9 protein-coding genes and 1 tRNA gene are annotated in these 9,830 nt (G+C 73.6%); 3 read left to right on the top strand and 7 right to left on the bottom strand.

What is annotated here, in order from left to right; translation table 11 throughout:
* Window positions 1-28: 28 nt before the first annotated feature.
* The 6 genes from CW362_RS41380 to CW362_RS41355 form a co-directional block, all read right to left on the bottom strand.
* Window positions 29-1,195 (bottom strand): lipid-transfer protein, encoded by a 1,167-nt coding sequence (locus CW362_RS41380; RefSeq protein ID WP_103554742.1) that lies wholly within the window; start codon window positions 1,193-1,195, stop codon window positions 29-31.
* Window positions 1,192-1,647, bottom strand: coding sequence for a MaoC family dehydratase (locus CW362_RS41375; protein ID WP_103554741.1), 456 nt, complete (start codon window positions 1,645-1,647; stop codon window positions 1,192-1,194). The genes CW362_RS41380 and CW362_RS41375 overlap by 4 nt, the downstream gene beginning before the upstream one ends.
* Complete coding sequence (locus CW362_RS41370) at window positions 1,644-2,669, bottom strand: acyl-CoA dehydrogenase family protein (RefSeq protein WP_103554744.1); 1,026 nt, start codon at window positions 2,667-2,669, stop codon at window positions 1,644-1,646. The genes CW362_RS41375 and CW362_RS41370 overlap by 4 nt, the downstream gene beginning before the upstream one ends.
* Window position 2,670: 1 nt before the next feature.
* Window positions 2,671-3,645, bottom strand: coding sequence for a bifunctional MaoC family dehydratase N-terminal/OB-fold nucleic acid binding domain-containing protein (locus CW362_RS41365; protein WP_240658329.1), 975 nt, complete (start codon window positions 3,643-3,645; stop codon window positions 2,671-2,673).
* Window positions 3,646-3,770: 125 nt separating this feature from the next.
* A complete protein-coding gene (locus tag CW362_RS41360) occupies window positions 3,771-5,012 on the bottom strand; it encodes an acyl-CoA dehydrogenase family protein (RefSeq protein WP_103554740.1) in 1,242 nt (413 codons plus the stop codon).
* A 247-nt stretch (window positions 5,013-5,259) separates the two neighbouring features.
* Window positions 5,260-5,448 carry a hypothetical protein gene (locus CW362_RS41355; RefSeq protein ID WP_103554739.1) on the bottom strand — a complete coding sequence of 63 codons (189 nt, stop codon included), beginning with the start codon at window positions 5,446-5,448 and terminating at the stop codon, window positions 5,260-5,262.
* 368 nt (window positions 5,449-5,816) lie between these two features.
* On the opposite strand from CW362_RS41355, the gene CW362_RS41350 reads away from it, so the two are divergent.
* On the top strand, window positions 5,817-6,692 hold the full coding sequence (locus CW362_RS41350; protein WP_103554738.1) for a bifunctional DNA primase/polymerase: 876 nt from the start codon (window positions 5,817-5,819) through the stop codon (window positions 6,690-6,692).
* 345 nt (window positions 6,693-7,037) lie between these two features.
* Window positions 7,038-8,315: a hypothetical protein gene (locus tag CW362_RS41345; protein ID WP_103554737.1), complete on the top strand. Its 1,278-nt coding sequence runs from the start codon at window positions 7,038-7,040 to the stop codon at window positions 8,313-8,315.
* 102 nt (window positions 8,316-8,417) lie between these two features.
* Here CW362_RS41345 and CW362_RS41340 read toward each other — a convergent pair.
* Window positions 8,418-8,502: transfer RNA gene (locus tag CW362_RS41340), tRNA-Ser, on the bottom strand.
* Window positions 8,503-8,929: 427 nt separating this feature from the next.
* On the opposite strand from CW362_RS41340, the gene CW362_RS41335 reads away from it, so the two are divergent.
* Window positions 8,930-9,805, top strand: a complete 876-nt coding sequence (locus tag CW362_RS41335; RefSeq protein WP_103554736.1) for a DUF2637 domain-containing protein — start codon at window positions 8,930-8,932, stop codon at window positions 9,803-9,805.
* The last annotated feature ends 25 nt before the right edge of the window (window positions 9,806-9,830 follow it).

The raw sequence follows: 9,830 nt of genomic DNA, 5'->3' as shown, positions 1-9,830 counted from the left end.
CCGCGGGTGACTCGTGGTGGCGGCGGTCTCAGGCGTCGGTTCCGAGGATCAGGCCCGACGTCGGAACCCCGGTTCCCGCGGTCACCAGGACGCGCTCGGCGCCCGCCGTCTGGTTCACGGAGGTGCCCCGCAGCTGCCGCACGCCCTCCGCTATCCCGTTCATGCCGTGCAGGTACGCCTCCCCGAGCTGTCCCCCGTGGGTGTTCAGCGGCAGCCTCTCCTCGGCGACGAAGTCCGCGGCCTGCCCCGGCGCGCAGAAGCCGAACTCCTCCAGCTGCATCAGCACGAACGGCGTGAAGTGGTCGTACAGGATCCCCACGTCGATCTCCGCCGGGCCCAGCCCCGCCGTCCGCCACAGTTGCCGGGCCACCACGCCCATCTCCGGGAGCCCGGTCAGACCGTCCCGGTAGAAGCTCGTCATCTGCTCCTGCGCCCGGCCCGCGCCCTGCGCGGCGGCGGTGATCACCGCGGGGGAGTGCCGCAGGTCACGGGCCCGCTCCACGGAGGTGACCACCAGGGCCTGGCCGCCGTCGGTCTCCTGGCAGCAGTCCAGCAGTCGCAGCGGCTCCACGATCCACCGCGAGGCCGCGTGCTCGGCGAGCGTGATCGGCCTGCCGTGGAAGTACGCCGCCGGGTTCGTCGCCGCGTGCCTGCGGTCCACCACCGCGACATGGCCGAACGCCTCGGGGGTCAGTCCGTAGGCGTGCAGGTACCGCTGGGCCGCCATCGCCACCCAGGAGGCCGGGGTGAGCAGCCCGAACGGCAGGACCCAGCCCAGCGCCGCACCCTCCGCGGACGGCTCCCGCCGCTGCACGCCCGAGCCGAACCTTCGGCCGGAGCGCTCGTTGAACGCCCGGTAGCAGACCACGACCTCGGCCACCCCGGCCGCCACCGCGAGCGCCGCCTGCTGGACGGTCGCGCAGGCCGCCCCGCCGCCGTAGTGGACGCGCGAGAAGAAGGACAGCTCCCCCATGCCGGCCGCCTGGGCGACGGTGATCTCCGGGCTGGTGTCCATCGTGAACGTCACCAGACCGTCCACGTCCCCCGGTGTCAGCCCCGCGTCGTCGAGCGCGGCCCGCACCGCCTCCACCGCCAGCCGCAGCTCGCTGCGCCCGGAGTCCTTGGAGAACTCGGTGGCCCCGATGCCGGCGATCGCCGCCCGTCCGCCGAGGCCGTCCCGCCCGCGCACACTCATGCGCCGCCTCCGGATCGGGGAGCGGCGGAAGCGGGGTCCGGGGCGGGTGCCGCTCCGGGAGCGGGAGACCCGGCCGGGACCGTCACCGTCACCGTGCCCGTGACGTGCCGGCCGATGCCGTTGGCGCCGAGGATGCGCACGGTCGCCGTGTCGCCGTCGACCGCCTCGACCGAGCCGGTCAGCACCATGGTGTCCCCGGGGTGGTTGGGGGCGCCGAGGCGGATCGCCACCCTGCGCAGCACGGCGGCCGGGCCGAAGTGGTCGGTCACGTACCGTCCGACCAGGCCGTTGGTCGTCAGGATGTTCATGAAGATGTCCGGCGACCCCTTGGCCCGCGCCAGGTCCGCGTCGTGGTGCACGTCCTGGTAGTCCCGTGAGGCGATCGCCCCGGCCACGATCAGCGTGCGGGTGATCTCGATCTCCAGCGGCGGCAGCGCGTCGCCCGCCCTCATGCCCCCGCCTCCCCGTCCACGATCGACTCCCCCAGTTCCTGCAACACTTCGCCTCCGCCTCCCAGATACGCGTCCAGTTGCCGGCCCCACAGGAAATGCCGGTGGACGGGGTGTCCGAGGTCCGCGCCCGCCCCGCCGTGCAGGTGCTGGCCCGTGTGCACCACCCGCTGCCCGGCCTCCGACGCCCACCAGGCCGCCGTCAGGGAGTGCGTCACGTACGGCAGCCCCTCGTCGCGCCGCCACGCGGCCTCGTACGCCGTCACCCGTATCGCCTCGGTGTCCATGTACGCGTCGGCGGCGCGCAGTTGGACGCCCTGCCGGGCGGCGAGCGGCCGCCCGAACTGCTCGCGCGCGTTCGTGTGCTCCACCGCCCGCGCCAGCGACCCCGCGCACACCCCGGCCTGCAGTCCGGCGAAGGCGGTACGGGCCGTGGCCAGCAGGTCCTCGTACGCCCCCGGGCCGCCCAGTGCCTCGCCCGGCGTCCCCGCCAGCGTCAGGCGCCCCGCCGACCAGGGCGCCGTCAGCTCGACCGGCTCGCCCGCCGCCTCCGCGGTACGGACCAGCCAGAGCCGGCGCCGGTCGTCGGCGACGAGCACATGGGTGGCGTCACGCAGCCAGGGCACGGCGGGAAGGACACCGGTCAGCGTCCCGGAGGCGGACCGGACGCCCGGGCCCGGCACCGCGCCGGTCACCACCACCGTCCCGTCGGCGATCCCCGGCAGCAGCCGCTCGCGCTGCTCCGGCGAACCGTGCGCCGTCAGCGCGAGCAGTCCGTACACGCAGCTCGCGGCGAACGGCACCTGCGCCGTGGTGCGCCCCTGTTCCTCCAGCATCAGCACGAGGCCGAGGAGCCCGGTGTCCGCGACCGCGGCCACCAGCCCCGCGGAACACAGTTCCTTCCACAGCCCGGCGTCGCTGCCGGTGCCGGCGGCGCTGAGCCGCTCGTGGGTGGAGAGGTCGCCGAAGATCCGCGCGGCCAGCTCCGCGGCGGCCGCCTGTTCCCCGGTGGGCGTGAAGTCCACGTCAGTCCTCCCCGTCCGGGCCGGCGCCGGCCCGCCGCGCGGCACGGAAGACCGGCAGTTCCAGCTCCTCGTCGTACCGCCGGAACTCGAGCCGCACCGGCATCCCGATCCGCACCTCGCCGGGCGGGACCCCCACCACGTCGCTCACGATCCGCACGCCCTCGGCCAGCTCGATCAGGGCGACGGCGTAGGGAGGGTCGAAGGCCGGGAACGGCGGATGGTGCATGACGACGTACGAGTACACGGTCCCCTCGCCGCAGGACTCGACCGTGTCCCAGTCCGGGCAGCCGCACGCACCGCACCCCGGCAGCCACGGGAACCTCAGCGCCCCGCAGTCCGCGCAGCGCTGGATCAGCAGCCGGTGCCGCCCGACGCCCTCCCAGAAGCCGGCGTTGTCCCGGTTGACCACCGGCCGCGGACGTACGGCTCCCGCCCCGGCGTTCCCGCTCCGCGCGGCGCCCGACGATCCCCCGGGTGCCTCGCCCTCCCTCGGACTCCGGCGCGCAGGGCGGTACTTGAGGATGCGGAACCTGTGCGTCCCGGCGAGCTCGCCCCCCGCCCGGATGTCCATCCGCGTGGTGACGAAGTACCCGGTTCCCAGCTTGGTCGTCTTGCGCCCGGACACGGACTCGATCATCGAGTCGAAGGTGATCTCGTCCCCGGGGCGCAGCGGGCGCAGGTACTCCTGTTCGCAGTCGGTGGCGACCACCGAGGTGTATCCGGCGTCGTCGAGCAGGCCGAACAGTTCGTCGTACGTCCCGGAGCGGCCGGGGCGGTCCGTGTGTCCGGAGAGGCCGCTCATCGTCCACGCCTGGAGCATGGTGGGCGGGGCCACGGCGTCCGGTCCCCGGTACGCCGGGTTGGTGTCCCCCATGGCCTCGCACCAGTGCCGGATCATCGGCAGGTTGACCAGGTCCCTGCCCACGCCCCCGGCGGTGGCCGCCCGCCCCTGGTACTTCCGCAGGCGCTCCGACAGTTCGTCCCCGTCATCCGCGCCGGTGCCGGTGCCGGTGCCGGCGGCGTCGTCGGCGGCGGCGGCGGGCGGGGCGGTGTCCCGCACGTCTCCGTCGCGCACGGGGCCGCCGCCCGCTTCCCGTCCGCTCACCTCCGCCCCCTCCTCATGCCGAGCCGCGTCGTCGCGACGATCTCCCGCTGCACCTCGCTCACCCCGCCGCCGAACGTGTTGATCTGCGCCGCCCGGTTCATCCGCTCCAGCCCGCCGCCCCCGAACGCGCCCGGTGAACCGGACCGGACCAGCGCCTCCGCTCCGACGACGTGCTGGCACATCCGGTACACCGCGACCGCGGACTCGGTTCCCGCGACCTTCACGCCGCTCGCGTCCCCGGGCGCCGGCCCGCCGGATCCCAGGTCCCCCACCAGACGCCAGTTGAGCAGGCGTGACGCCGCCAGCCGGGCGTGCGCCTCGGCGAGCCGGAGACGCACCCACGGCTCGTCGGCCCGGCGCCGCCCGGTCACCGGGTCGGGCGTGCGGGCCGCCTCCAGGGCGGCCGCGTAGAAGTCCTCGGCCTGCATGCCGATCGCGGCCAGGGCCACCCGCTCGTGGTTGAGCTGGCTGGTGACGAGCTCCCAGCCGGCGTTCTCCTCGCCGACCAGGTTCCCGGCCGGAACGCGGATCCCGTCGTAGTAGGTCGCCGTGGTGGTCTGGCCGCCCACCGTCTCGATCGGCGTCCACGAGAACCCGGGCGCGTCGGTGGGGACGAGCAGGATCGAGATGCCCCGGTGCTTCGGAGCGTCCGGGTCGGTCCGGCAGGCGAGCCAGATCCAGTCGGCGTTCTGGGCGTTGGAGGTGAAGATCTTCTGTCCGTCGATCCGCCAGTGCCCGCCCTCGGTCCCGGTCCCGCTCCCGCCGCCCGCCGCGCCGGGACCGGCCCCGGCGCGGGCCGGTCCCGCGGTCCCCCCTCCCTCCCGGACGGCACGCGTGCGCAGCGAGGCGAGGTCCGTACCGGCCGACGGCTCCGAGTACCCGATGGCGAAGACGAGGTCGCCCTTCAGGATGCGCGGCAGGAAGAAGTCCTTCTGCTCCTCGCTGCCGTACTTCATGAGGGTCGGTCCGACGGTGTTCAGCGTGACCATCGAGACGGGCGCACCGGCCCGGTACGCCTCGTCGAAGAAGACGAACTGCTCGTCCGCTCCGCGCCCCTGTCCCCCGTACGCGACCGGCCAGCCGAGACCGAGCAGACCGTCGGCGCCGATGCGGCGCAGCAGCGCCCGCTGTCCCGCGGGGTCGGTGGCCGGCGGTGGGCCGTCCGGCATCAGGTCCCGGAAGTACGTGCGGAGCTCGGCGCGCAGCCGCTGCTGGCGCTCGGTGGGGGCGAGGTGCACGGCGGCGGCCCTCCCGGACCTCGTACGAACAAGGTTTTCTGACTGTCCGTCAGATACCTTCACCTGTCAAGGTCGTGGGCACCCCGCTCGGGCCTCCCCCGCACCGCCTCGGCACCCCCGCCCCCGCCCTCACCCCCGGGCACGTCCGTGCGACGGCGCAGGAGCACCGCCGCACGGACGCCCCCCGAGAGCCCCCCAGCCCCGCCCCGCCCCGCCCCGGCCGACGGTCACACCCCCGGCCCCCGGCTCACCGGAATCCGACGAAGTCGACGATGACGTCCCCCTGCCGGACAGCCGTGAACGCGGAACCGTCCGCCTGCTGCCGAGTGACGGCGGCATTGCCACTGTCGTCGCGCCCGACCCCGGCGAAGAGGGCGGCGGCCGGGGGCGGGGCCGCGGCGACGGCGAGGACGCGGGCGGTACGGATGCTCGGCATGCGAGTTCCTCCAGAACCGGCCGTACGGACCGGCGGTGAGCCGGATCGCACGGGAAGTACGGCTTGCTCCGGGGCGGTTGGCCCGCCGCCCCGGTGCTGTCCACGACGTCGCGGTCCAGAGTTGCCCACGGCGCCCCGGCCGACCACCCCGGAAGGCGCGAATCCCCCTCAAGCGTGATGACATGTCGATAAACCCCCCTCAACACCCGCGAAGCCCCCGCTCGCCCCACACCGGCCACCGGACCCGGGCGCCGCAACGGCCGAAGCGTCCGGCGCCTTCCCGGGCGGCCCCGAGGATCACCCGACCGGCACTCCCGCACCCGCGCGGCACCCTTCCCTTTCTCGAACATCCGTACGAACATGGAGACATGGCCACCATCGACCGGCGGGCCACCACTCTGGCCCTGGCCCATGCCCTGTCCGCGGCCGAGCGTGGACTCGCGGTGATCCCGCTGTCCCGCACGAAGCTCCCGGCCCTGCGCTCCCCCCACCGTGACGACCCCGACCCCCTCCCCTGCCACGGCGAATGCGGCCGCTTCGGGCACGGCGTGTACGACGCCTCGACCGATCCCCGGCGCATCCGCGAACTGTTCGCCGCCGCCCCCTGGGCCACCGGCTACGGCATCGCCTGCGGGCTGCACCCGCACCACCTCATCGGCGTCGACCTCGACACCAAATCCGGCACGGACTCCTCGACGGCCCTGCGCGAGCTGGCCCTGCGCCACCTCTTCACGATCCCGGACACGGTCGTCGTCCTGACCCCCAGCGGCGGACGCCACCTGTGGCTGAGCGGACCGCCGGACGTCGTGGTCCCCAACTCCGCGAGCCGGCTCGCCCCCGGCATCGACATCCGCGGCGCGGGCGGCTATCTCGTCGGCCCCGGCTCGCGGACCGCGCACGGCGTGTACGAGACGGCCCCCGGCACCTCCCGGCTCGCGCCCGCGCCCTGTCCGTCCGAGCTCCTGCGCCTGCTCCTGCCCCACCCCCGCGCCCACCACCCCACTCCCTCCGCGGCCGAGCGGCAGGGACAGGGACTGGTCCAGTTCGTCCTCGCCGCCCACGAGGGCCAGCGCAACACCCGTCTCTTCTGGGCCGCCTGCCGCGCCCACGAGAACGGCATCGGTCCCCAGCTGACCACCCAGCTCGTCCAGGCCGCCGTCCGCACGGGCCTGACCGAACGGGAGGCCCGCTCGACCATCGCCTCCGCGGCACGGATGACGGCCCCCACGGCCCGGCGGCACTGAGACGAGGGCGTCACCCGTGCGGCGGGTGCGCGGGACGATGCACACGTACGAGGTGCCGACCAGCGAAGTTTCATCACACGTACGGGTGAGCGTCGGGACCTGGCGGCCGGGTATGTGCCCACCTGCCCGATGGCGCGGAAAAGCCTGTCCCGGCGACGGTCCGAGCGGCGAAAACACCCGGCGGCAAAGGTGTTTCCGGAGGGCGGCGGCGACGCGGAACGCGTTTCCGGTCCTCATGAGTCAACGGCGTGTGCGTGTCTACACCGAACCAAACGCCTCGATTGTTCAGAATGTGGCCAACCGCCCCATTTGAAACTTTGAAGTTTCGTTGCCGAGGAGCGTGGCATGCAGGTTCGCAGGTGGCTCCCGGGCCAACCCACCCATATCGGACGGCACGACTGGCCGGACGAGGGCGACGACAGGACACACCTGCGGTTGCGGGCCGGCTCCATTGTGGTACTGGACCGGCAGGCCTGGCGGGTTCTGGAGATCAACGACTACACGGGCGACTGGTGGCCGGAGGCCTACGAGAAGGCCTGGGGCGAACACCTGGAGCTGTGGTGGCACGCCAACGAACTGCGGCGGGCCAACGGCCAGGCTGTCAAACCGGCTCCCGAGCGCGCCGAGTTCTACAAGCGCCCGGTGATCCTGGTCCTGCGCAGCGAGAACCTGCCCCGGTCCGCGCCGAAGCACTGGTGCGCTCCCGCCAGCCACGACTGGCAGGTCCTCCCGGAGCACTACGCCGTCTGCCGCGCCTGCGGCGAACTGCCGCCCTGCCACCACGGGGAGTACCGCTGGGAGAGCGGTCCCCGCCGCCCGGAGCAGAGCGGCGGCATCCCGCTCATGGTGCCGGAGGGCTGCTGCATGGGGTGCGCCGAGCAGATCAAGCCCCGGGGACGGACCGTGCACTTCCCGGGTCCGAACCTCTGGTACCCGGACCTGGGGGAGAACACCGCGGTCTTCCACACCCGCGCCGCCTGCGCCGACCAGGTCGACTGCTACCGCATGCAGTGGCAGGCCCAGTACAGCCCCCACGCCTCCACGCACTCCGCCACCCTGGCGTTCCCCGGTTTCGAACACCTGCTGCTGCCCCGGACGCGCCGTGCGCCGGACCTGCCCCCGCACGTCCAGCAGATCACCCAGGGGCCCTACGCGGCACCGCCCTCGCCCGCTCCGCCGTCCCGCCGGGAAGAGGAGACGCACGCCTTCCCGGTCAGCGGCTCCGGGATCTTCCGCCTCCCGTTCGACAGGTACCGGGGGGAACCGGAGACCGGCTCCGCGCCGGCCGGCCCGCCCGCGCCCGCCGCCCCCGAGCCGACGGGGTCGCCGGCGCCCGCGGCCTCCGCCGCGCCCCCGGCGAACCCGGCCGCGCCGGTCCGGTCCGTCGCACCGGCGTCCCCTCCCCCGGCCGAGGCTCCCGCGCCCGCCGCCGCCCCGTCCCCTCCTCCCGCCGAGAGCGCCGGAGCGGCCCTGCGGGCGGCGCAGGAACTGGGCCAGTCACTGGCGGAACGCCCGGCCTTCCACAACGCGGAACAAGCGGCCAGGGTGATCGAGGAACTCACCGCCGCGGTCCGGAACATCGCGCTCTGCCTGAACAACCCGGCCACCCGCGAGCACTCCTGACCCGCACCGGCCGCCGCACCGGACCGACCGGGAACAGGGCTCATGCGAATGGGGTGCCCCTCATCGAGGGGCACCCCATTCGTCCTGCACGTCCGTGAACTGCGGTGGGTGTGGGATTTGAACCCACGGTGACTCGCGCCACGACGGTTTTCAAGACCGTTCCCTTAGGCCGCTCGGGCAACCCACCTCGCCCCGTCCCACCTGGGGCGGAGCGGCTACAGCCTACCGGCCGCGAGCGCCTGGCGGGGGCCCTGGCCCACGAGGAGGCCATCCGTGCCGCAATAGTGCGGTCCGGACGGTTTCGTCCCGCCCGGACCGGTGGGCGGACGGTCATGGACGCCGACGGCACCCGGCCACCGAGGCACGGGAAGCCATCAGACATGGACACGAAAGGCTGCTTTCACGGACAGTTCCGCCTCCTCGCGCTCACTCGATTGCCGCACATCTGGAGGAGGGGGAAAGGCGTTAGCGGAACATGGCGAAAGCAAGATCTCTCGCTCCGGCCTTCCCCGAAGCGACGGCAACGGACACGGTCCAGAAGGAAAACGGCCAGCGGTGGAACGGCCGGGGACGCTCCGGCCACCACGGCGCTCACGTGACCGGGACGAATTTCCGTGAATGACGACTATTTGAATCTCTCCTTCGCCCGGTACGGACAGCATCCCGGACACCCGGCCGGGACGGAGGGCGGTCCGTACGACGATCCCGTGACCGCCCTGCACGAACAGGGCTGGGACCCGGTCGAGGAACTCACCTATCTCCTGCAGGACGCCGCGGCGGCGGAGCACGAGGTCACCGTGCCGCCGCCGCGCACCGAGGCGGCCTACACGCCACGCGCCGAAGCGGCCTACACGCCACGCGCCGAGGCGGCCCACGCCGACGAGTTCACCGGTGACCCGATGGACAACCTGGTCCAGATCACCGCCGAACTGCCGCCCGTCCGGCGTTCCTCGGCCGGGCACCGCAAGGTACGGGTCCGCGATCCCCGCAACTGGCTGCAGGCCGTCAGCTTCATGATCGCCGCGGTCGCCGCCGCCGCCGTGTCGATGGTGAGCGTCTTCAGCGGCATGGTGGCCTACTCGCCCCTGCAACGCATCGCGTCCAACGCGCAGAGCGGCACGGGGCCCTGGTGGCCCCTTCTGGTCTACGGCCCCTGGACGGTGGCCTCGCTCTCCATCCTGAGGGCCGCCCTGCACCGGCGCCGGGCCGTGCACTCGTGGTACGTGGTCCTGCTGTTCTCCTCCGTCGCCATGATGTTCTGCGTGGCCGACGCCCACCAGACGATCACCGGTGTGGCCACGGCCGTCGTACCCGCCCTCGCGTCGCTGACCTGTTTTCAGCAGTTGGTCCGTCAGATCACGCTGACCCGGCCGCCCCGCCAGACCGTCTCCCGCCCTCGGCAGCGTCCCTGCCCGGCGCCGCCGGAACGGACCGGGAGCAAGGCCGGAGGCACGAAGGGTCCGGCCGCCGCGAGGAAGGCACGCGCCTGATCCGTCCCCGGCACGGGTCCTTCCC

The sequence above is a fragment of the Streptomyces populi genome, assembly GCF_002911015.1.
GTDB classification, from domain to species: Bacteria; Actinomycetota; Actinomycetes; order Streptomycetales; family Streptomycetaceae; genus Streptomyces; species Streptomyces populi.
This window is presented reverse-complemented; position numbering and strand designations above follow the sequence as displayed.

Coding starts and splice junctions, on each gene's coding strand:
- CW362_RS41380 (WP_103554742.1), bottom strand. CDS start 1,195: ATGAGTGTGCGCGGGCGGGACGGCCTCGGCGGACGGGCGGCGATCGCC.
- CW362_RS41375 (WP_103554741.1), bottom strand. CDS start 1,647: ATGAGGGCGGGCGACGCGCTGCCGCCGCTGGAGATCGAGATCACCCGC.
- CW362_RS41355 (WP_103554739.1), bottom strand. CDS start 5,448: ATGCCGAGCATCCGTACCGCCCGCGTCCTCGCCGTCGCCGCGGCCCCG.
- CW362_RS41350 (WP_103554738.1), top strand. CDS start 5,817: ATGGCCACCATCGACCGGCGGGCCACCACTCTGGCCCTGGCCCATGCC.
- CW362_RS41345 (WP_103554737.1), top strand. CDS start 7,038: ATGCAGGTTCGCAGGTGGCTCCCGGGCCAACCCACCCATATCGGACGG.